The organism is Vibrio sp. T3Y01, assembly GCF_013114525.1.
GTDB classification, from domain to species: domain Bacteria; phylum Pseudomonadota; class Gammaproteobacteria; order Enterobacterales; family Vibrionaceae; genus Vibrio; species Vibrio chagasii_B.
In genome coordinates, this window is the sequence record NZ_VTXJ01000005.1 from 60,286 (window position 1) to 83,171 (window position 22,886).

Annotated in this window: 22 protein-coding genes; 18 read left to right on the forward strand and 4 right to left on the reverse strand. The window is 44.8% G+C overall.

What is annotated here, in order from left to right; all coding sequences use genetic code 11:
* Nucleotides 1–7: 7 nt before the first annotated feature.
* Together F0232_RS07180 and rne are read right to left on the reverse strand one after the other, a co-directional pair.
* The gene (locus tag F0232_RS07180; protein WP_008220276.1) at nt 8–1,555 is read right to left on the reverse strand and encodes a SulP family inorganic anion transporter; all 1,548 of its coding nucleotides are present in this window, start codon (nt 1,553–1,555) and stop codon (nt 8–10) included.
* A 258-nt stretch (nt 1,556–1,813) separates the two neighbouring features.
* Nucleotides 1,814–4,975 (reverse strand): ribonuclease E, encoded by a 3,162-nt coding sequence (gene rne, locus F0232_RS07185; protein WP_105057405.1) that lies wholly within the window; start codon nt 4,973–4,975, stop codon nt 1,814–1,816.
* A 619-nt stretch (nt 4,976–5,594) separates the two neighbouring features.
* On the opposite strand from rne, the gene rluC reads away from it, so the two are divergent.
* Complete coding sequence (rluC, locus tag F0232_RS07190; protein WP_105057404.1) at nt 5,595–6,539, forward strand: 23S rRNA pseudouridine(955/2504/2580) synthase RluC; 945 nt, start codon at nt 5,595–5,597, stop codon at nt 6,537–6,539.
* A gap of 270 nt (nt 6,540–6,809) precedes the next feature.
* Here the strand turns inward: rluC and F0232_RS07195 are convergent, their stop codons facing one another.
* Nucleotides 6,810–7,391 carry a nucleoside triphosphate pyrophosphatase gene (locus tag F0232_RS07195; protein WP_105057403.1) on the reverse strand — a complete coding sequence of 194 codons (582 nt, stop codon included), beginning with the start codon at nt 7,389–7,391 and terminating at the stop codon, nt 6,810–6,812.
* Between the two features lie 149 nt (nt 7,392–7,540).
* On the opposite strand from F0232_RS07195, the gene yceD reads away from it, so the two are divergent.
* The 15 genes from yceD (at nt 7,541) to F0232_RS07270 (ending at nt 20,607) form a co-directional block, all read left to right on the forward strand.
* Complete coding sequence (gene yceD, locus F0232_RS07200; RefSeq protein WP_017062153.1) at nt 7,541–8,068, forward strand: 23S rRNA accumulation protein YceD; 528 nt, start codon at nt 7,541–7,543, stop codon at nt 8,066–8,068.
* A 35-nt stretch (nt 8,069–8,103) separates the two neighbouring features.
* A complete protein-coding gene (gene rpmF, locus F0232_RS07205) occupies nt 8,104–8,274 on the forward strand; it encodes a 50S ribosomal protein L32 (protein ID WP_004737376.1) in 171 nt (56 codons plus the stop codon).
* 9 nt (nt 8,275–8,283) lie between these two features.
* A complete protein-coding gene (plsX, locus tag F0232_RS07210; RefSeq protein WP_017062152.1) occupies nt 8,284–9,309 on the forward strand; it encodes a phosphate acyltransferase PlsX in 1,026 nt (341 codons plus the stop codon).
* 5 nt (nt 9,310–9,314) lie between these two features.
* Nucleotides 9,315–10,265 carry a beta-ketoacyl-ACP synthase III gene (locus F0232_RS07215; protein ID WP_061033777.1) on the forward strand — a complete coding sequence of 317 codons (951 nt, stop codon included), beginning with the start codon at nt 9,315–9,317 and terminating at the stop codon, nt 10,263–10,265.
* A gap of 80 nt (nt 10,266–10,345) precedes the next feature.
* Entirely contained in the window at nt 10,346–11,269 is a 924-nt protein-coding gene (gene fabD, locus F0232_RS07220; RefSeq protein WP_105057402.1) for an ACP S-malonyltransferase, read from the forward strand.
* Between the two features lie 24 nt (nt 11,270–11,293).
* Nucleotides 11,294–12,028, forward strand: a complete 735-nt coding sequence (gene fabG, locus F0232_RS07225; protein ID WP_004737380.1) for a 3-oxoacyl-ACP reductase FabG — start codon at nt 11,294–11,296, stop codon at nt 12,026–12,028.
* A gap of 166 nt (nt 12,029–12,194) precedes the next feature.
* Nucleotides 12,195–12,428: an acyl carrier protein gene (acpP, locus tag F0232_RS07230; RefSeq protein WP_004737381.1), complete on the forward strand. Its 234-nt coding sequence runs from the start codon at nt 12,195–12,197 to the stop codon at nt 12,426–12,428.
* Nucleotides 12,429–12,521: 93 nt separating this feature from the next.
* Nucleotides 12,522–13,766: a beta-ketoacyl-ACP synthase II gene (gene fabF, locus F0232_RS07235; protein ID WP_004737382.1), complete on the forward strand. Its 1,245-nt coding sequence runs from the start codon at nt 12,522–12,524 to the stop codon at nt 13,764–13,766.
* Between the two features lie 102 nt (nt 13,767–13,868).
* Nucleotides 13,869–14,711 carry an aminodeoxychorismate lyase gene (pabC, locus tag F0232_RS07240; protein WP_105057401.1) on the forward strand — a complete coding sequence of 281 codons (843 nt, stop codon included), beginning with the start codon at nt 13,869–13,871 and terminating at the stop codon, nt 14,709–14,711.
* Entirely contained in the window at nt 14,708–15,724 is a 1,017-nt protein-coding gene (mltG, locus tag F0232_RS07245; RefSeq protein WP_061033774.1) for an endolytic transglycosylase MltG, read from the forward strand. The genes pabC and mltG overlap by 4 nt, the downstream gene beginning before the upstream one ends.
* Nucleotides 15,725–15,734: 10 nt before the next feature.
* Nucleotides 15,735–16,367 (forward strand): dTMP kinase, encoded by a 633-nt coding sequence (tmk, locus tag F0232_RS07250; protein WP_061033773.1) that lies wholly within the window; start codon nt 15,735–15,737, stop codon nt 16,365–16,367.
* A 6-nt stretch (nt 16,368–16,373) separates the two neighbouring features.
* Complete coding sequence (locus F0232_RS07255) at nt 16,374–17,339, forward strand: DNA polymerase III subunit delta' (protein WP_061033772.1); 966 nt, start codon at nt 16,374–16,376, stop codon at nt 17,337–17,339.
* On the forward strand, nt 17,330–18,097 hold the full coding sequence (locus F0232_RS07260; RefSeq protein ID WP_061033771.1) for a TatD family hydrolase: 768 nt from the start codon (nt 17,330–17,332) through the stop codon (nt 18,095–18,097). Before F0232_RS07255 ends, F0232_RS07260 begins: the two co-directional genes overlap by 10 nt.
* Before the next feature lie 444 nt (nt 18,098–18,541).
* Nucleotides 18,542–19,972: a PTS glucose transporter subunit IIBC gene (gene ptsG / locus F0232_RS07265; RefSeq protein ID WP_008223640.1), complete on the forward strand. Its 1,431-nt coding sequence runs from the start codon at nt 18,542–18,544 to the stop codon at nt 19,970–19,972.
* A gap of 230 nt (nt 19,973–20,202) precedes the next feature.
* A complete protein-coding gene (locus F0232_RS07270; RefSeq protein WP_105057400.1) occupies nt 20,203–20,607 on the forward strand; it encodes a hypothetical protein in 405 nt (134 codons plus the stop codon).
* Nucleotides 20,608–20,699: 92 nt separating this feature from the next.
* Here F0232_RS07270 and F0232_RS07275 read toward each other — a convergent pair whose 3' ends face one another.
* Nucleotides 20,700–21,293: a hypothetical protein gene (locus tag F0232_RS07275; RefSeq protein ID WP_105057399.1), complete on the reverse strand. Its 594-nt coding sequence runs from the start codon at nt 21,291–21,293 to the stop codon at nt 20,700–20,702.
* A gap of 145 nt (nt 21,294–21,438) precedes the next feature.
* Here F0232_RS07275 and F0232_RS07280 point away from each other — a divergent pair, with 145 nt between their 5' ends.
* Nucleotides 21,439–21,528 carry a YnhF family membrane protein gene (locus F0232_RS07280; protein ID WP_105057857.1) on the forward strand — a complete coding sequence of 30 codons (90 nt, stop codon included), beginning with the start codon at nt 21,439–21,441 and terminating at the stop codon, nt 21,526–21,528.
* Between the two features lie 41 nt (nt 21,529–21,569).
* Nucleotides 21,570–22,784, forward strand: coding sequence for a patatin family protein (locus tag F0232_RS07285; protein ID WP_105057398.1), 1,215 nt, complete (start codon nt 21,570–21,572; stop codon nt 22,782–22,784).
* Nucleotides 22,785–22,886: the final 102 nt, after the last annotated feature.

Here is a 22,886-nt window from a genome sequence, read left to right on the forward strand (position 1 = left end):
CTTAGGATTACTTAGACATTACTTTGTAGATTGGGTCTTCAGCTACGTTAGCTTCTACTAAGCTGCCTGCTTTGTGCAGCATAGCAACACAGTCTTGGCTTAGGTGACGAAGGTGCAGCGTTTTACCTTGTGCTGCGTAACGCTCAGCAATGGTATCAATTGCTTCAATAGCTGAGTGGTCGGTTACGCGAGAGTTCGCGAAATCAACGATTACATCTTGTGGATCTTCATGAGCGTCAAATAACTCAAGGAAGTTCGCTGTTGAACCGAAGAAGATTGGACCGTTTACTTTGTACTCTTTTGAACCCGCTTCGTTGATGCAAGTATCTGCGTAGATGTGCTTAGCATGCTGCCATGCAAACATCAGTGCAGATGCAATAACACCCACAAATACAGCAACCGCTAGGTCAGTCATTACTGTCACAACCGTAACAAGAACGATAACGAAGAAGTCTTGCTTAGGTACGCGACGTGCAAGCTTGAAGGTTGCCCATTCGAATGTACCAATAACAACCATGAACATCACACCAACTAGCGCCGCTAGCGGGATCATTTCGATAAGTGCTGAACCGAATAGGATGAACATTAGCAATGCCACAGCAGCAACGATGCCCGATAGACGACCACGGCCACCAGAGTTTACGTTGATCATTGACTGACCAATCATCGCACAACCACCCATCGCGCCAAATACTGAACACGTCACGTTAGCCATACCTTGACCAACACATTCACGGTTAGATTGACCACGAGTGTTCGTCATCTCGTCTAGTACTGTTAGCGTTAGTAGTGATTCGATTAGACCAATCGCTGCAAGGATCACTGCGTAAGGCAGGATGATGTATAGCGTTTCTAGGTTAAACGGTACTGCTGGAATAGAAAAAGTCGGTAGAGAACCCGCCAGCGTTGCTGCTTCGTCACCAGACATAGTACGTAGGAAATCAACAACAGTACGAGTTTCAAGATCAAGACCTACAACCAATGCCGTCACCGTTACGATAGCAACCAATGAAGATGGTACTGCTGTCGTCAGTTTTGGTAGGAAGTGGATGATCGCCATAGTTAGTGCCACTAGGCCTAACATCAGAGTCATCTGGTCGCTTGGTAGCCAAGTTAATGCACCTGTTAGATCCGGTGCTTTGAATTGACCAAGTTGAGCTAGGAAAATAACGATAGCTAAGCCGTTCACGAAACCAATCATTACTGGGTGTGGAACGATGCGGATAAATTTACCTAGCTTGAAGACACCTGCTGCAATTTGCAGAAGGCCAGCTAGCATAATTGCCGCGAATAGGTATTGAACACCATGAGTTGCAACTAGGCTTACCATTACAACAGCCATTGCGCCAGTCGCACCAGAAATCATGCCTGGGCGGCCGCCGAAGATTGAAGTGATAAGACCTACGATGAATGCTGCGTACAGACCAACCATTGGGTCAACGCCAGCAACAAAGGCGAATGCTACAGCTTCAGGTACCAGAGCAAGTGCTACGGTAAGGCCTGACAGTACGTCATTCTTTACAGAGTGCTTAGAAAATTGTGGGAATTCGAACATGTGTGCTCAGCTATGCTTAAAATGGATTTACCGACACGAGTGTATTGCGTAGCTAAACAGTGATGAAAAAGAGCGGCAATAGCTAAGTGTCGAAAAGATAAGTGCGCGAATGCTACCCAAAATTGTGACTAAGTTCAAGGTAGAACCCAATTTTGAGTAATATATCTATTAATTTTTATTCGATTAGCAGATAAGAAAAAGGCTGCTTAAATAAGCAGCCTTTGATTCGATTTTCTAATGATTACTCAGTAGTAAACACTAGTAGTTTGGCTTAGTCATGCCTGCGCCAGCTTTGTTTGACGCTACCTGACTACCTGCACCTTTTGGTACAAAACGTTCAGTGCGGAACGGTGCTGCAACCACTTCAATCTCTTTGATCTCTTGAGGACCAGGAGCTTTAGTCATTGGTGAGCCCGCTTGCTTCTTCGCAACTGTTGCTTTTGGCATTTCTGCTTTTGCAACAGGCGCTTCTTCAACTTTCACTTCAGCTTTCGGTGCTTCAACGACTTTTGCTGGTTCAACGACAGCCGTTTCAGCTTCAACTGCTGGTGCTTCAGCAACTGCTTCCTCAGTTTTCACAGTCTCAACTGGTGCTTCAACTACTGGAGTTTCAACGACAGGTGCCTCAACTTTCGCTTCGGCAACCACTGGAGCTTCTTCAACAACAGCAGGAGCTTCAGTGACTTGAGCTTCAGCAACTGGTGCCTGAGTTACTGCAGTCTCTTCACGGCGGATAATCACTTTACCCATTGCCAGTTCAGGACATGCAAAACCGCCTGCCATTACAACGCTGCTTTGTGGAGCTGCCTCTTGAGCGACATTTTGCTCTTGAGTATTAACCACTGTTTGCGTTTCAACTGCTACTTCAGCCACTTCAGGTTTTGCCTGTTTGTGATGAGGTTTTGGAATGAAGCGAGGCATCACTTTACCCATAGCCATCTCTGGAGAAGCTACACCACCTTTACGTAGGCGGAATGGGTTAGGGCGACGATCACGACCGCGACGACGACGTTGACCACTTGCACGTAGGTGACGTGGAGAACGACGGTTACGACGTTGTTTCGGTTCTTCCTGTTCAGATTGCTCGCCATTTGCTTGAGTTGCTTCAACTTGCTCTGCAACTTTTTGCTCTTGCGCTACTGATTTGTTTTTCGCTGCTGCTTGCTCTTTAGAAACAGATGGTGCTTTTTGTTCCTTAGTTGAGTTTTCAGCCGCGTCTGCTTGAGCTTGCTGGTCTTTAACACGAACTTGCTTGTTCAGCTTACGACGTTGGCGACGCTCTTTGATCTTAGCAGCTTTCGCTTCAGGCTTAGCCTTTGGCGCATCTGACTTACCAGCTTGTGCGTCTGCCGCTAGCTGTAGGCCTTCTTCTGCTAATTTAGATGGTGCTTGCTCTTCGCGTTGCTTCTGCTCGTCACGCTGCTTGTTTCGGCGATCTTGCTTAGGCTTACGAGGTTGACGATTTTGCTGTGGAGCTGCATCTTTCTGCTCTTCAGGCTTCTCATCACGTGCAGGCTTGCGACGGCGTTTGTTGTCACGGTTATCGTTACGGTTGTCACCACGCTCACCACGTTGGTTACGGCGGCGGTTATCGTTACGGTCACGGCGTTGACGGTTTCCGTTGCGGTTGTTTTTAGGCTTCTCTTCAGTTTGTTTCTCTTCTTGCTTCTCTTCTTGAGTTGAAGAGCCAAATAGGAAACTACCGATAGCCTTAAAGAAGCGACCAATTAGGCCTGATTCTTGTGCTACTGGCTCAGCTTTCTTCTCTTGTGCCGCTTTTGGTGCTGGCGCTGGAGTCGGTGCTGATTGAGCTGGAGCAGCGAAGCCTTTCAGAGCTGGCTCTTCGATCTTCTTAGGACGAATTGCTTGTTCTGCAGGTTCTTTGCTTTCAGCTTCTTTCAGAGCATCTAGCTTCTTAGGAAGTAGGTAAGAAAGTAGATCGAACTCTTCGCCTTCACGAACACGGATAACCTCAAAGTGCGGTGTTTCCATGTCAGAGTTAGGAACAACAGTGATCTTAACTTCTTGGTTCTTCTCGATGTGGTTTACTGAGCGACGTTTTTCGTTCAGAAGGTAAGATGCGATAGGTACAGGCACAACAGCAAGTACTTGTGCTGTGTTGTCTTTCAGAGCTTCTTCTTCAATCAAACGTAGAACAGACAGTGCTAGAGATTCGTTATCACGAACAACACCAGTACCTGTACAACGAGGACAAATGTGGTGGCTTGCTTCTGCTAGTGATGGGCTCAAACGTTGACGAGACATCTCTAGAAGACCAAAGCGAGAAATACGGCCAATTTGTACACGAGCACGGTCTAGACGAACGGCATCACGTAGGCGGCTTTCAACTTCGCGTTGGTGGCGAACCGGAGTCATATCGATAAAGTCGATAACAACAAGACCACCTAGATCACGTAGACGTAATTGACGTGCAATTTCATCGGCTGCTTCTAGGTTAGTGTTAAGTGCTGTCTCTTCGATATCGCCGCCCTTTGTTGCACGAGCTGAGTTGATATCGATAGAAGTTAGCGCTTCTGTTGGATCGATTACGATAGAACCACCAGATGGAAGACGAACTTCACGTTGGAAAGCCGATTCGATCTGGCTTTCAATCTGGTAGTGACTGAATAGTGGTACTTCACCATCGTACTTCTTAACGCGATTCATGAAATCTGGGCGTATTAGTTGAATGTGCGCTTGAGCACGTTCAAAAATAGTGTTGCTGTCGATTAGAATCTCGCCGATGTCACGACGTAGGTAGTCACGAATTGCGCGAACAATAACGTTACTTTCTTGGTGAATTAGGAAAGGAGCTGCATTTGAATCTGAAGCTTGCTTGATAGCGCCCCAGTGATTCAATAGAACATTTAGGTCCCACTCTAGCTCTTCTGCGCTTTTGCCAACGCCCGCTGTACGCACGATTAAGCCCATACCTTGAGGAAGCTCAAGAGTGCTCAATGCTGCTTTCAGTTGGGTGCGCTCATCACCTTCGATACGACGAGAAATACCGCCTGCACGAGGGTTGTTTGGCATAAGAACTAAGTAACTACCTGCCAAAGAGATGAAAGTTGTCAGTGCAGCACCTTTGCTACCACGTTCTTCTTTCTCTACTTGTACGATTACTTCTTGGCCTTCTTTTAGCACTTCTTTAATGCTAGGACGGCCTTGGTATGTATAACCTTCAGGGAAGTATTCGCGGGCAATTTCTTTAAGAGGGAGGAAACCGTGACGTTCTGCGCCGTAATCAACGAATGCCGCTTCTAGGCTTGGTTCAATACGGGTAATACGTCCTTTGTAGATATTCGCTTTCTTTGACTCATGACCTGGACTTTCGATATCTAGATCGAATAGTCGCTGGCCGTCAACCAAAGCGACACGCAACTCTTCTTTTTGAGTTGCGTTAATTAACATTCTTTTCATTTAGAAATACTCGTTGTCTTTTCTTATTTTCATCATTGTTCTTATCGCTTTATTTCGTTTCTCATGGTGCCAGATCCCATGGCTTTATCGGTGCAGCCTCCCGGCTGGAGAGGGATGCTCTGGGGCACGTCAGTCATCATAGGGAGTTAGCCTATGATCCGCGATGTGGCGGTGAATACTCAACATGAGCGTACGTGAGTAGAGCGATAAGGGGACTCAGTTGACTGTGTCTTACGCCAATTGCAGCACTGTCTAATCTGAGTTATCTACTCATTTACTTGCTTATGAACGATTGTCTGTTTAAATTTTAGTCAAACCGTTGATAGCAGCTGTGAACTATAGCAGTGGTCGGTAAACACAGCAATCTGCTTTGTCGGAATGCTGTAAAAAAAACAGTTTTTGTTTGTGTTTTGATAGCTCTAACTCACTGTCTATAAATAATTTATCAATTGATATTTTAATTTGCAGGAATCTTGGTGCTTTTTTGTTCGAAGAATCAAAGAAATATAGAACTTCAGCGACCATTTGGTGGTAGATGATCAAGAATTAAGAGTAAATTAGTTCAGAATAGACCTAAGAAAATCTCAATTATCAAAAGTGACAGTGATACAATAGCGCAATGAGCGAAATTAGAACCCAAGTCCAATTTGTCGATATTGACGAAGATATGGCTGGTCAGCGTATTGATAACTTCTTACGCAACCAATTAAAAAACATCCCGAAAAGCATGATTTACCGAATCGTGCGTAAAGGCGAAGTCCGCGTAAACAAAAAACGCATCAAGGCTGAGTACAAACTAAAAGCTGGTGATTTAGTTCGTATCCCGCCAGTTACCATTGAAGAGAAAGTCGAAGAGAACGTGCCAAGCACGAAACTCAACAAGGTTTCAGAATTGGAACAGTGCATCATTTATGAAGATGATCACATGTTAATTCTTAACAAACCGTCTGGCACTGCTGTTCATGGTGGTAGCGGATTAAAGTTTGGCGCGATTGAAGCATTACGTGCTCTTCGCCCTGATGCTCGTTTTCTTGAATTAGTGCACCGTATTGATAGAGATACCTCTGGCATTTTGCTTGTTGCTAAGAAGCGCTCGGCGCTAAGACACCTTCAAGCACAGTTCCGTGAAAAAACGGTTCAAAAGTACTACTTCGCTTTAGTTATGGGCGAATGGAAGAACAGCTGTAAAGTCGTCAATGCACCTTTGTTAAAAAATGAAGTGAATAGCATTGTACGAGTGAACCCGAATGGTAAAGCTTCTGAAACCCGCTTTAAGGTTTTAGAAAAATTCCAAGAAGCGACGTTGATTCAAGCTAGTCCAATTACAGGCCGTACACACCAAATTCGTGTGCACGCTCAGTATACAGGTCACCCAATTGCTTGGGATGATCGCTACGGTGATCGTCGTTTTGACGCTTACACGGGCAAGGTTGGTCTTGATCGTCTGTTCCTACATGCAGCAAACATCAAGTTCACACACCCAGGTAGTGAAGAGAAGATGGATATCTCGGCGCCAATGGAAAGAAGGCTAGAGAAAGCCCTAACTGGTTTACGTAAGCTTTAAGAAGATACGAGATACGAGATACGAAGGTATAGAGTGCCTCTAAATTTGTTCTTCAGTATCCATAAATGAGAAAGGTTGACGAATATCGTCAACCTTTGTTGTTTTCATCTGTTGTAGAAAATCTCCAAGTTGCTCGTTCCTCGCTCTTGAGGATGACGACTTAAAATCACGTTCTATATCATTAGCTGGTTAGATAAAATTGCGTGTTCCGTCATTCCCTAGACTGACGAAGGAAGGAGTAGGGAATCTCTAACAAAGAGAGCGCATCCGTTACAGCACACTCATTCCTTGCGCTTCTAACATATCGACGAGATCGATCAGCGGTAAGCCGATCAAAGTATTCGGATCTTTTCCTTCCATCTCTTTAAACAACGCGATGCCTAACCCTTCACACATAAAACTGCCCGCGCAGTAATAAGGTTGTTCTTTCTCGACATAACTAATGATTTGCTGCTCGGTTAAATCGCGGAAATGCACAACAAAGGTGTCGAGACGCGTGTCAGCTTTATTGGTTTCGTTGTTCCAAACCGAAAGCCCAGTATAAAAAGTAATGCTCTTGCCGCTTTGACGAGATAACTGCTCGATCGCTTTTTCTCGAGTATGAGGCTTACCTATGATCTCTCCATCAATCACACAAACCTGATCAGAACCAATGACTAAGCTAGGTTGCTCCACAGCACAAGACTTAGCTTTGGTCTCAGCAAGGCGCATCACCAACTGTTGTGGCGTCTCTTCTGAAAGCGGCGTTTCATCGCAGTCTGGCTTGGCTGTAATGAAGCTTAACTGTAGTTTTTTGAGGATCTCTTGCCTAAATGGTGATGTAGAGGCTAAAACTAGTTGGTAATTTCTCATTTTAATTTACAATTCAAGGAAGCATTTATCTCAGGATAACGTAACTTGTCCTGCTATTCATAATGCTCTGAATAGGAAAGGCAGGAAAGTACATTTTTTTTGCCATTTCCTTTGACTAAACACGATTTGGAAGATAAGATTCGCGCCCTATGCAAAAGGAAAAAATACCGCGTACAGTTGATCCGGCAAGAACGGCTCAAAAACGACTCGATATGGATGGTATCATTCAGGTCAGTCTTTTGAAGCGTTTAACTGAAGCAACTGAAGGCGTAAAACGTGACGCGCAAGTCTCAATGTCATTTGGGCTTGATGAACAACGATTAGTCGTTATCTCTGGTAAAGCTAACGTCGAAGTCGATTTAGAGTGTCAACGTTGTAATGAGGTTTTCGCACATGAGTGCGATGTCCAATTTACTTATACTCCTGTTTACAGTGAGAAAAGTGAAGAGGAAGCACCGGAAGAGTACGATTTGGTAGATCTGAACGAGTACGGTGAGTTAGACCTGATTCAATTAGTTGAAGACGAGTTCATCCTTGGATTGCCACAAATAGCAATGCACGACGATGCGAAATGTAGCGTTAACTCAAATAACTTGGTGTTTGGTGAACTTCCTGAAGAAATTGAGGAAGACAAAAAGCCGAATCCATTTGATGTTTTAAAAAGCTTAAAGAAGTAATTGCTTCTTTAAGAATTTACATAGGAGTAGGGTCAATGGCCGTACAAAAGAGCAAGAAATCACGTTCAATGCGTGGCATGCGTCGTTCACACGATGCGCTAACTACAGCTGCACTTTCTGTAGACGCAACTTCAGGTGAAACTCACCTACGTCACAACGTGACTGCCGAAGGTTTCTACCGCGGCAAAAAGGTTATCAACAAGTAAGGTTGACCTTTGCAAAATCTAACCGTTGCGCTTGATGCAATGGGCGGGGACTTCGGTCCTCGTGTAACAGTGCCTGCCGCCGTGCAGGCACTGTCGTATTTCCCAGAGCTAAAAGTCATTCTAATAGGTGATCGAAACGCGATCACATCTCAATTATCTTCATTAGGTCGAATGCCTGATTCTCGTTTGAGTATCCAGCATTGTGATCGAGTCATTTCCAATTCTGAAAAACCTTCACTAGCCTTACGTAATAGTCAGGGTAGCTCTATGCGTGCCGCTATCGATCTGGTTGCCGAATCACAGGCTGATGCTTGTGTGAGTGGTGGTAACACTGGCGCACTGATGGCTTTGTCCCGTTTCCGACTTAAGCTCCTTCCTGGTATTGATAGGCCTGCATTGGTTTCAGCTTTGCCTACCGCCTCAGGAAATCGCACATGGATGCTTGATTTAGGGGCAAATGTGTCTAGTGATGCAGATTCGCTTTTCCAATTTGCTGTAATGGGCAGTGCATTAGCGGAACAACATTTAGGCCGCGCTCCACGTGTCGCTATTTTAAATATCGGTGCCGAAGAAATTAAAGGTAATGACCTTGTAAAACGATGCGCTGAAATGTTGTCGAATACTCAGTCTGTGAACTTCATAGGCTATATTGAAGGTAATCAACTCCTGCAAGATGCTGCTGATGTCGTCGTATGTGATGGTTTTGTGGGCAATGTCTGCTTAAAAACGTGCGAAGGTACGGCTCAGCTCTTTATTGATAAGCTAAAAACGCGCATGATGGCTTCAACAATAAAGGGTTGGATAGCCAGAATGTTGTTTTCTGAGCTATTTACTGAATTAAAAACCTTGAACCCCGACCAGTATAACGGCGCAAGTTTGTTAGGATTGCGCGGCATTGTCATTAAAAGTCATGGAAGTGCTGATGTATCTGCAGTTGTCAACGCGATTGGCGAGGCAGTACACGAGGTCAAACGACAAGTCCCCAGCCGCATTAGCGATCGTTTGGAAGCGGTTTTACTCGAGAGGCATTATTAGTCTTCATGTATAGCAAAATTTTAGGTACTGGCAGCTACTTGCCATCTCAGGTGCGTACTAACGCAGACTTAGAGAAAATGGTAGAGACTAGCGATGAGTGGATCGTTGCTAGAACAGGTATTAAAGAGCGTCGTATTTCAGCGGAGAACGAAACCGTTGCAGATATGGCGTTTTACGCTGCTGAAAATGCCATTGAAATGGCGGGTATCGACAAAGAAGATATTGATTTAATCATCGTTGCGACCACCAGTAGTAGCCACACATTCCCGTCTTCGGCGTGTCAAGTACAAGGTAAGCTTGGTATTAAAGGCTGCCCTGCGTTTGATTTGGCTGCAGCGTGTTCTGGTTTTGTCTATGCTTTGTCTGTTGCTGATCAGCACATCAAATCAGGCATGTGTAAGAACGTTTTGGTGATTGGTGCCGATGCACTGTCAAAAACCTGTGATCCGACTGACCGCTCTACGATCATCTTATTTGGTGATGCAGCAGGCGCGGTGGTTGTAGGCGCAAGCGAAGAGCCAGGTATTTTGTCGACTCACATTTACTCTGATGGTAAATACGGTGAGCTACTAAGCCTTGAAGTACCAGAGCGTGGCGGTGATGCGGATAAATGGCTGCACATGGCGGGCAACGAAGTATTCAAAGTGGCGGTAACTCAGCTATCTAAGCTGGTTAAAGACACATTAGCTGCAAATAACATGGATAAGTCAGAGCTTGATTGGTTAGTTCCACACCAAGCGAACTACCGTATTATTTCAGCAACGGCGAAAAAGCTGACAATGTCACTTGATCAAGTGGTGATTACCCTTGATAAGCACGGCAACACGTCAGCGGCTACCGTACCAACAGCCTTAGATGAGGCTGTTCGTGACGGACGAATTAAACGCGGCCAAACGCTTCTATTGGAAGCATTTGGCGGTGGCTTCACTTGGGGTTCTGCGTTAGTTAAATTCTAACCCTAAGCGAAAACCTACAAACAAGGCACATAACTTATGTGCCTTATTCAATTTTTTGCTTTGCTTAAAGGAAAATTACAATGAGCAAGTTTGCTATCGTATTCCCAGGCCAAGGCTCTCAAGCTATCGGTATGCTTGCAGACCTAGGCGAACAGTATGATGTTGTTAAACAAACATTTGCTGAAGCTTCAGAAGCACTTGGTTACGATCTATGGGCATTAGTTCAAGATGGCCCAGTAGAAAATCTAAATGAAACTTTCCGCACTCAACCGGCTCTACTAACAGCGTCTGTTGCAATTTGGCGTGTATGGCAAGAGCTTGGCATAGAGCAACCTGCAAACTTAGCGGGTCACAGCTTAGGTGAATATTCTGCACTAGTATGTGCTGGCGTTATCGACTTTAAAGAAGCGATCAAGCTAGTTGAACTACGTGGCCAGCTAATGCAAGAAGCGGTTCCTGCAGGCGTTGGTGCAATGTACGCAATCATCGGTCTAGATGATGAAGCGATTGCTAAAGCGTGTGAAGAAGCGGCACAGGGTGAAGTTGTTTCTCCAGTGAACTTCAACTCTCCTGGCCAAGTTGTTATCGCGGGTAACAAAGCGGCAGTAGAGCGTGCTGGTGCACTATGTAAAGAAGCGGGCGCTAAGCGTGCACTTCCTCTACCAGTATCTGTACCGTCTCACTGTGCGCTAATGAAACCTGCAGCAGACAAGCTAGCGGTAGCTCTAGAAGCTCTAGAATTCAACACGCCAGCATTGCCTGTTATCAACAACGTTGATGTTGTTGCTGAAACAGACCCTGCAAAAATTAAAGATGCGCTTGTTCGTCAACTTTACAGCCCAGTTCGTTGGACTGAAGGCGTACAAGCGATGAACGAGCAAGGCGTTGAGAAGCTACTTGAATTAGGTCCTGGTAAAGTTCTTACTGGCCTAACAAAACGAATCGTAAAAACTATGACAGCTGCTGCAGTTAATGACACTGCATCACTAGAAGCTGCTAAGTAATAACCACTTAATAGAGAAGTTATGATGAATTTAGAAGGCAAAGTTGCACTAGTTACAGGCGCAAGCCGTGGTATCGGTCGTGCAATCGCTGAACTTTTAGTTGAGCGTGGTGCTAAAGTTATCGGTACTGCTACATCTGAAGGCGGCGCTGCTGCAATCAGTGAGTACCTTGGCGAGAACGGTAAAGGTCTTGCTCTTAACGTAACTGATGTTGACTCAATTGCTGCTACACTGAAAACCATCAACGATGAATTCGGTGCGATTGACATTCTAGTTAACAACGCAGGTATCACTCGTGACAACCTACTAATGCGTATGAAAGACGACGAATGGAATGACATCATCGACACTAACCTAACACCTATCTTCCGCATGTCTAAAGCTGTACTGCGTGGCATGATGAAGAAGCGTGAAGGTCGTATCGTTAACGTTGGTTCTGTAGTGGGTACTATGGGTAACGCTGGTCAAGCAAACTACGCAGCAGCTAAAGCTGGCGTAATTGGCTTTACTAAATCAATGGCTCGTGAAGTTGCGTCTCGTGGCGTTACAGTGAACACTGTTGCTCCTGGTTTCATCGAAACTGACATGACTAAAGCGCTAAATGATGACCAACGTGCAGCAACTTTGGCGAATGTACCAGCAGGTCGACTAGGTGACCCTCGCGAAATCGCTGAAGCTGTGGTATTTTTGGCGTCGCCTGCGGCAGCTTATATCACAGGTGAAACACTTCACGTCAATGGCGGTATGTACATGGTTTAAATTATGTGCAACATTTGTGCATGATTTAAGTCAAGATCATACGTAATTTCGGTTAAAATCGTGAAAATTGTGGTTTGACCAGAAAAGTTGACCTTGCAACTTTCAATAGATTGAATAAACTACGGAAAACATCGCATAAAGCGAACTCTGTAAAGGAAAAGAAAAAATGAGCAACCTCGAAGAACGCGTAAAGAAAATCATTGTTGAACAGCTAGGTGTAGACGAAGCTGAAGTTAAAAACGAAGCTTCTTTCGTTGATGACCTAGGTGCAGATTCTCTAGACACAGTTGAGCTAGTAATGGCTCTAGAAGAAGAATTCGACACTGAAATCCCAGATGAAGAAGCTGAGAAAATTACTACTGTTCAAGCAGCTATCGATTACGTAACTAGCGCTCAGTAATAATCTCTCCCAGGCGGTCACCTCGACCGCCTGTGTTTTCTCTAACTCATCTATCCTCATCTTAAATCACCTCAATCTCCGGAGTGTAAAATCGTGTCCAAGCGTCGTGTAGTTGTCACTGGCATGGGTATGTTGTCACCGGTAGGCAACACTGTAGAATCTTCTTGGAAAGCCCTGCTAGCTGGTCAAAGTGGTATCGTGAATATCGAGCACTTTGATGCAACCAATTTCTCAACTCGTTTTGCAGGTCTAGTTAAAGACTTTAACTGCGAAGAGTACATGTCTAAAAAAGATGCTCGTAAAATGGATCTATTCATCCAATACGGCGTCGCAGCAGGTGTTCAGGCACTTGATGATTCTGGTCTAACTGTTACTGATGAGAACGCACCACGTATTGGTGTGGCTATCGGTTCTGGTATCGGTGGTCTTGGTTTGATCGAAGCAGGTCACCAAGCGCTTACTGAAAAAGGCCCTCGTAAAATTAGCCCATTCTTTGTTCCGTCAACGATCGTGAACATGATTGCTGGTCACATGTCTATCATGCGTGGTCTACGCGGTCCTAACATCGCTATTTCTACTGCATGTACAACTGGCCTACATAACATTGGTCACGCGGCACGTATGATTGCATACGGCGATGCTGACGCAATGCTAGCGGGTGGTGCTGAAAAAGCATCTACACCACTAGGTATGGGTGGTTTTGGTGCAGCTAAAGCACTATCTACTCGCAACGACGAGCCTCAAAAAGCTTCTCGTCCATGGGACAAAGGCCGTGACGGCTTCGTTCTTGGTGACGGTGCTGGCATGATGGTTCTAGAAGAGTACGAACACGCTAAAGCTCGTGGCGCTAAGATTTACTGTGAGCTAGTTGGCTTCGGTATGTCGGGTGACGCTTACCACATGACATCTCCAAGTGAAGATGGTTCTGGTGGCGCACTAGCAATGGAAGCGGCTATGCGTGATGCTGGCATTACTGGTGAACAAATCGGTTATGTTAACGCACACGGTACATCGACTCCTGCAGGCGACGTAGCAGAAGTTAAGGGCATCAAACGTGCTCTTGGCGAAGCTGGTAGCAAGCAAGTATTGGTTTCTTCTACGAAATCAATGACAGGTCACCTTCTAGGTGCCGCTGGTTCTGCTGAAGCTATCATCACGGCTATGTCTCTGGTTGACCAAATTGTTCCACCAACAATCAACCTAGATGATCCTGAAGAAGGCTTAGACATTGACTTAGTACCTCACACTGCTCGTAAAGTTAGCAACATGGAATATGCTGCATGTAACTCTTTCGGTTTCGGTGGCACAAACGGCTGTTTGATCTTCAAAAAGATTTAATCATCTTATAAAAGACCTAAACGTCGTAGATAGTCATAATTAGACTTGTTTTTAAACGGCTTGATGCTTAGCATTGAGCCGTTTCTTTTTATGGGGAAAAACATGTTTTGGGTTGACGGACAAAGCCAGCAAACTATCGACATCTTAGATCGTTCGTTTCAATACGGAGACGGCTGTTTTACGACAATGCTTGTCCAAAATGGTCAGATCCAGCATTTTCAGGACCATCAACAGCGTGTCGATGAATGTCTAAAAGCGTTACGTATTTCTGCATTAGATTGGAATGTGGTTAACGTTTGGCTCAATAGCGCAATTCAACACATCCAAAACTGCCACCTCGAAAGTGCAAATAAGTTCAATAGTAGAAAAGCCGGAATAAAGCTGCATGTTAGCCGCGGTGCTGGCGGCAGAGGCTACAGCACTAAGAACATTGCTAAGCCAACCATTACCATTAGTACGTTTGATTACCCAAGCCATTATGAGGCATGGCAAGATACCGGAGTTGAACTCGGGATTTGTCGCCAAGCTTTAGGGCTGAGTCCATTGCTTGCTGGTCACAAGCATAACAATCGTCTTGAGCAGGTACTGATGAAAGACGAGATAGATCAAGCTGGTGAAGTTGACGGTTTGGTTCTTGATATCTCTGGCAATGTGATTGAAACCACCATGGCCAATCTGTTTTGGCGCCAAGGTGAGGTGATTTGTACGCCTCAGCTAACCCAAAGTGGTGTAGCGGGAGTTATGCGTAAGCAAGTGTTAACTGCGCTGAACCAAACTGAACTTTCCGTTACTATTGGTGACTATTGCTTACCTCAACTCATGCAAGCTGATGAGGTTTTCATCACCAACTCCATTTTAGGGGTTGCCCCTGTTACCCGTATTAGTGAAACCCAATTCGACATTGGAACCGTTACTCGTAGCCTTCAAGGACAACTAAACTCGTGATCAAAAAGTTATTTATTTTTATTATCTTGTGCCTCATTGCAGCGGGCGCTGCCGGGTTCTATGTGTATAACCAAGCACAAGATAACCTGAAACAAGTTATTCAATTAGAAAAGCCGCAGGTAGTTACCGTTGCTTCAGGCAGCAGCTTTAACCGCGTGCTGGCTCAGTTAATCAATGAGGGCCTATTTGAGGCATCTCCTTATGAGAAATTAATCCGTAAGCTTCACCCTGAGCTTGTTGACGTAAAAGCGGGTACTTTCCTGCTAGAGCCGGGGTTAACGCTTGAGCAAGCGCTGCAAGTGCTTGTAGAGGGTAAAGAGCACCAGTTTACCATCACCTTTGTTGAAGGCAGTCGTTTCGACGAATGGCTCGTGCAGCTAAAAGACAATGAATTCATTCAACAGACGTTAGATGGTGTGTCTGAAAAAGAGATCGCTGAAAAGCTTGGCATTGAAAATGAGAAGCTAGAAGGTTTGTTCTTAGCGGAAACCTACCACTACACCTACGGCACAACCGATTTAGATTTGTTGAAGCGTGCCCATCGAGACCTAATGAACGTGGTGAACGATGAATGGGAAAACAGAGCGGATAAACTGCCTCTTAAGTCACCTTATGAAGCTCTGATTCTGGCTTCTATTATTGAGAAAGAGACGGCCGTAGCTTCAGAGCGTGAACGTGTGTCGTCTGTATTCGTTAACCGCTTAAACAAGCGTATGCGTCTACAAACGGATCCGACGGTGATTTACGGAATGGGCGATAGCTATGATGGCAACATCCGTAAGAAAGATTTAAGAACCCCAACGCCATACAACACATACACTATGAGTGGCCTGCCGCCAACGCCGATTGCCATGGCAGGTCGAGCGTCAATTAATGCGGCTCTGAATCCAGAAAAGAGCAATTACCTCTATTTTGTCGCGAGTGGCACAGGTGGGCACGTATTTTCAAAGAGTTTGGCTGAGCACAACCGTGCAGTACGAGCTTACTTAAAACAATTAAGAAAAAACAAATAAAGAACGAATTATGAATCAGTCGAAATTTATCGTGGTTGAAGGCCTTGAAGGTGCGGGTAAAAGTACAGCTATCAATGCCATTGTTGAGACATTGAAAGCTTCTGGTGTTGAAGAGCTAGTAAACACTCGTGAACCAGGCGGTACTGTTCTGGCAGAAAAGATGCGTTCACTGGTCAAAGAAGAGCACGAAGGCGAACAGCTTCAAGACATGACTGAGTTACTGCTGATGTACGCTGCACGTGTTCAATTAGTCGAAAACGTGATTAAGCCTGCTTTAGATAGCGGTAAATGGGTATTGGGTGATCGTCATGATATGTCTTCTCAAGCGTATCAAGGTGGTGGTCGCCAGATCGCGCGTACGACAATGGAATCATTGAAAGCAACCACACTAGGCGATTTTAAGCCGGATCTAACTCTATACTTGGACTTAGACCCTAGAGTAGGGCTTGAGCGTGCACGTGGCCGTGGTGAGCTCGATAGAATTGAAAAGATGGATATCTCTTTCTTCGATCGCACGCGTGAACGTTACCTTGAGATCGCTGCGCAAGATGAGTCGGTTCTTGTGATCAATGCAGAGCAAGAGATAGAACAAGTAGCCGCGGATATTAAGCAAGCGCTTAGTACGTGGCTAGACCAACAGTAGGTAGTCATGGCGGAAGTGTATTCTTGGCTCACACCAGTTTGGAGTGAGTGGAAAAAAAGCCTCGATGCTGAGCGTTTTCCTAATTCGGTGATTGTTAATGCGCCGGAAGGGTTGGGCGTTGACGCTCTCATTAGCCAACTTACCGATGCATTAATGTGCACAAACTATGAAAGTGAGGCGTGTGGTTTTTGCCATAGCTGTGAGTTAATGAAGTCGGGCAGTCATCCCGATTTTCATGTCATCTCGCCAGAGAAAGAAGGCAAATCGATCACGGTTGATCAAGTTCGTGCTAGTAATCGCTGGGCTCAAGAGTCATCCCAGTTGGGCGGTTTACGCGTTATCTTGCTTGAGCCTGCTGAAGCGATGAACGAGTCGGCTTCTAATGCTCTTTTGAAAACTCTCGAAGAGCCATCAAGCCAGTGTATTTTCATTTTATCGACTCGTAACAGTAATCGATTAATGCCAACCATCATCAGTCGCTGTCAGCAGTTCAATGTGGTGAGCCCACAATTGGAAGCGGGCTCAGCATGGCTAGATGGAGAAGTGGGTAAGGCCGTTCCTGCGTATATTTTGGCACTTAACGACAATGCTCCGTTGAAAGCGAAAGCGATGTTTGAAGAGGGCGGTATTGACGCTTCCGAGAAAGTGTTCGACGGTTTCGTTAATATCATCAAAGGCACTCAACCTGACATGCTAAAGTTCTCGACAGAGCTTAGCAAAGACCCTTTGATTCAATTGGGTTGGTTATGGCACTTATTGTCTGACGTACAGAAGCTGCATTTTGGCTTAGCGAATACGGCTATCACTCCCAGCGCTAATGCGCTGCGTGAGGTGATGTCTTATCAAAGCGCCTATACTGCAGCACATAAACTGTTGATATTGACTGAGCAGTTGAAGCAACACCCTGGGCTCAATACGGAGCTACTCATAATGAATTGGCTGATAGCCACTTGCGAGGAAACATGTTCGTAGATTCCCACTGTCATTTAGATAAGCTGGATTACCAAGATTTACACACCAGTGTAGAAGATGTCGTGAACAAAGCAAAAGCAGCGAATGTTGACCAACTACTTTCTGTAGGTGTGACACTAGATTCGTTTGAAAACATGCTCGAAATGATTGCACCGTTTGATAACGTTAACGCGTCTTGTGGCGTTCACCCTCTTGATGTTGAGAGTGACTTTAGTTTAGAAAGAATGCGTGAATACGCGAGCAATTCTAAAGTCGTTGCCATCGGTGAAACTGGCCTTGATTACCATTACCAGCCTGAAACGGCTGAACTGCAGCAACTGCGATTTAAACAGCATGTTGAACTAGCGGTTGAACTGAACAAGCCTTTGATCATACATACCCGTAATGCGCGTGAAGATACACTTGCTATTCTTCGTGATGGTGGTGCAGAGAAGTGTGGTGGTGTAATCCACTGCTTTACCGAAGATCAGGCATTTGCTGAAGCGGCCATGGAGCTGGGCTTTTATATCTCAATTTCAGGTATTGTGACCTTTAAGCAGGCAACAGAGCTTAAAGAGGTCGTTAAGAGTCTGCCGTTAGATAGGCTACTGATTGAAACGGATTCTCCATACTTAGCACCGATCCCATATCGTGGAAAGCAGAATCAACCTGCATATGTTGTGGAAGTGGCGGCCTACATCGCGCAATTAAAAGGTGTATCGATGAAAGAGGTTGCTGAACAAACGACCAAAAATTACCAAAAACTTTTTTTGCGATAAAAAACTAACTAAACAAATAAAAGGGAGCGAAAGCTCCCTTTTTGTGTTTTTGATCACCAAAAATACGTTTTTTTTTAATGTTTACGAATTATGTTGAACTTGAGAGCGTGAATTATAACATTTGTAATTTTGTTACTAAAAATAACATTCCCTCTTATTTTATTTACCCAGTAAAATAATAATGACTTGTAAAAATGCTCTTAAATTTCAATCGTTTATTTTATTGTAAACCATTGCATTTCTAGATTTGACATGTGATCCAAGACGTGTTTTGAAACTAAATTTCGTAAGTCACTAGAAAGTTAGTTCTGCATCAATATATATTTAGCGGCAGAAAATATAATGCAATACATGGTTACATTTTCACTGGGTGCTAACATATAGGCTACGGGGGTGTGCCGTTAGAACCCATATAATTATTTTATCTTTATCAGGAGCATAAACATGTTTAAGAACCTTTTTGCTAGCCTGCAAAAAGTTGGTAAGTCTCTGATGCTTCCAGTATCAGTTTTACCAGTTGCGGGTATTTTGCTAGGTGTCGGTGCAGCAGATCTTCCTTTCATTCCAGAAATTGTTTCAAACCTTATGGAGCAAGCTGGTGGTTCAGTATTCGGTCAAATGGCACTACTGTTCGCAGTAGGTGTTGCACTTGGCTTTACTAACAACGATGGCGTGGCTGGTCTAGCTGCAATCGTTGGTTACGGCATCATGACTGCTACACTAGGCGTAATGGCTGGTGTAATGGGCGTTGATAAAATCGATACTGGTGTACTAGGTGGTATCCTAGTCGGTGGTGTTGCTGCTTGGGCATTCAACCGTTTCTTCCGTATTCAACTTCCTGAGTACCTTGGCTTCTTCGCTGGTAAGCGTGCTGTGCCAATCATCACAGGTTTTTCTGCGATCGGTCTAGCAATTCTACTATCTGTAGTATGGCCTCCAGTTGGTGGCGCTATCTCTGCGTTCTCTGATTGGGCTGCTCACCAAAACCCACAAGTGGCGTTTGGTATCTACGGTATCGTTGAGCGTTCTCTAATTCCATTTGGTCTTCACCACGTATGGAACGTACCTTTCTTCTTCGAAGCTGGTACTTGTGTAAACGCTGCTGGCGAAACTCAAAACGGTGTTCTTACTTGTTACCTAGTTGCTGATGACGCATCTCGTGCAGCGGGCAATGGCTTCGGTCAGCTAGCTGGTGGTTACATGTTCAAGATGTTCGGTCTTCCTGCTGCTGCAATCGCAATTGCACACTCAGCTAAGCCTGAAAACCGCGCTAAAGTAATGGGTATCATGGCTTCTGCTGCGTTAACTTCATTCTTAACGGGTATCACTGAACCAATTGAATTCTCATTCCTATTCGTTGCTCCTGTTCTGTACGCAATCCACGCTCTACTAGCTGGCTCTGCTTACGTTCTTGCGAACACTCTAGGTTTTGTACACGGTACATCTTTCTCACACGGTCTAATCGACTTCCTAGTTCTATCTGGCAACGCGTCTAAGATGGGTCTAATGGTTGTATGTGGCATTGCTTACGCTGCAATCTACTACATCGTATTCCGCACTGTGATTAAAGCTCTAGACCTTAAAACTCCTGGTCGTGAAGACGAGTCAGAAGAAGAAGCAGTTGCGACTGGTTCTGAACTTGCTGGTGAGCTAGTTGCTGCATTCGGCGGTAAAGCGAACATCACTGGTCTTGACGCTTGTATCACTCGTCTACGTGTTGCAGTTGCTGATACAGCAGTTGTTGACCAAGACAAGCTGAAGAAACTAGGTGCTGCAGGTGTTGTAGTAGTAGCGGGTGGCGTACAAGCTATCTTCGGTACTAAATCTGACAACCTGAAAACAGACATGGATGAGTGGATCCGTAACAACGGTTAATTCACTGATTCAATAAATTGAAAGGAGGCCGAAAGGCCTCCTTTTTTGTTTTCTACTGTTTAGCTATGTTTCATCAAACTTATTCTTTTGTCTCTCAGTTATTTACCATTCATTTGAAATTACTCTCCTATGGATATCACCTTTGATGGCCTGCTATCTTTAACCTTATGATGACAAATGGTGTCGGTATTTAATTAACCTACCGTTTTTTGAAACAGTTTGAGAATACTATGAAACATCGTTGCTTGATTGGCCTTATGTGCGGCAGCCTTGCCTCGTTAGCTCACGCTTCTGAAGCTCCTGCGTTAGAAGTTGGTCTAGCCGTTGACCAAGATCTGAGTGCCGTTGTTGAGTTTGACCAGAAATACCGTGTTACTATTGGTAATGACGGCGCTGCATTTGATTACATCTGGAAGCGAGGTCAGTTCGAGACTGAAGCTCCGTTGAGCTGGTACGTCGGCGCGGGTGCTTGGGCTGAATGGAATGACGACTTTGGCTTACGCTTGCCGTTAGGCGTTAAAGTGAACTTCTACGAAGGTTGGAATGCTTACGCACAGGTTCACCCTGAACTTGATATGTACAAAGGTGTGGAGTTGCAACTAGGCGGTGCTCTGGGTGTGACCTATAAGTTCTAAAGTTGAACTGAAAAATACGATACAACGAAAAGCCAGCAAATTAGCTGGCTTTTTCATTTTTCCAATACTCACTTTTATCGCATTTACGTCATCTAGAAAGTAAAACTTAATCCAACATTGGCTTGGAATTGGTTCATCCAGTCTGTATCAAAGCGAATAATGCAGTCTTGGCCATTGCTTGGAATGTTGCATACGCCGGTTGTGTCGTTATCTACGACGGTACCTAACCAACGAACTTGGGTATTGAGCGCTAAGCGGTCAATAAACTTATATTCTAAACCGCCAAAAATCGACGTCGAGAAACCGTATTTATCTTTCGCCCAGTTCACATCAACATAAGAGGCGCCCAGTCCTAAGCCTAGGTACCCTGACAGAACCGAAGATGCAGGGTAGTAAATGCTACTTTGAAAGTGCAGGTATTGGATTGAAGAGCTTAGGTTAAGCGTTTCCAGCTCTGAGCTTTGATTCGAGTAAAAGAAGCCAATACGTCCTTTCTCAAGCGGCGTTTCAATGGCAAAGGTGTAATTTTCAGATCCTTTCATGTCATAGTTTTTACCATCTTGATCTTCAACACTCCCTCCGGCGGTATAACCAACCATTGGAGTAATAATGATCTCCGGTGAGGCATAAACACTCGAAACCGAGAAAAGTGCAACCAACGTCATCATATTTGCTATGTTATTCATGAGTATATCCTTATCCATACACTTACTAATTGTGATGGTTACATCAATATCGTGCGACTAATTTCGACGATTCTTGAAGATACTTCACACACCTGATAGTACTTAAATAGTGACTCAACAAATTAATAATAAGCCAGAGGTGTCTATGGAACATAATCTGAAAAATGCCCTACAAATTACAGCGTTCATCTACGTAATCATTCTTTCATTTGGCTTTATTGCGATCGGTAGTTAATACCATTTATTGCGAGGCTGAGTTTTGATACTCAGGAAATAATGAATAGTGGGTTCGTAACCAATATTGATACCGCAATAGACTTAGATTATTACGCTAAGTTTATTGCTGGTAAAACAGCACTGGTCGCTCAAGGTGGCGGACAGAGAAGTATTTTTACCTCAGGCGTTCTTGACGCTTTTCTCCTCTCTAATTTTGACCCCTTCGATGAATTTTTCGGTACCTCGGCAGGTGCGCTTAACTTATGTGCCTATTTGTGTCGTGATAAAGGCTTAGGGCGCTCTTTTGTCCTTGACCTGACCACCTCTCCAGAGTTCTTCAATCTGTTCTCTTACATACGGCACAGGAAGAATTTAGGGCTTGAGTGGGCCTTGGAGCAAATCATGGCTTACCCCTACAAGCTCGACCTTGATTTAGGGCGGCAAACCTTAGGTGAGCGGCACTTCTATGCGGCGGTAACGGGTTCTAAAGATTTACGAGATCACTACTTCCCTCTGTTGGGAGACGATTGGTATAAGGTGATGATAGCAACTTGTGCCATTCCTCGTTTGTACAATGATGAGATCTTGATTGGTGATAGTGCTTATGTGGATGGCGGCGTGTCTGCCTCTATTCCCGTTCAAGAGGCGTGGCGTAGGCAGGCTCGTTCAATTGTTGTGATTCGTACAGAACCTGTAACGGATGAAGAGGGGAGACCGCTAGTTCAAGCTCCGCAGCAGCAACAGAAAATTCAAGCACCTAAACCGGTAACTGCCGAGGAGCTGGAGTGGTTCCGAGAATCGTTCGATAGTGTTCAAGGCCATTGGCAACAAAAAGTGGAGCAATGGAAAACTGACTGGACCTCTTTCTTCCAGCAGCAGATCCTACGCTCTAAAGAACAGAAGCGTGACCGTGGGCATTTAGATTTGCTTAATGGTGGTCGATGGTTGTTTGGCGCTGATGATATTTACCGTTTAAGCCATTTAATTGGTGATAAGTTTGATTCTGGGTTGGCTGACATGTTGATGGTGCACTATCAAACTTACTCGTTGACTCAAGACTTTTTGAATTCTCCTCCAGACGATGCCTTTGTGGTGCAGATCGCGCCAAGTAGATCGTTAAAATCGAGCTCTTTAATGAGTGACAGAGAAGATTTGCTCCATGATTACGAACTGGGTTTAGAGGCCGGCTACCGATTCGTTGAAACTTATACCACAACGGAAAACGCTCGCAGTTCGCATATGCCCCAACTGGCAAGCGTTGTTATTGATAAATAATGCGGGCGGAATGCTATAGCTAGCCTCGTGGTGTGCACATATAGCTCGTCATGTACTGAAATGAAAAAGGGTTATTGAACTTGGTTCGATAACCCTTTTACT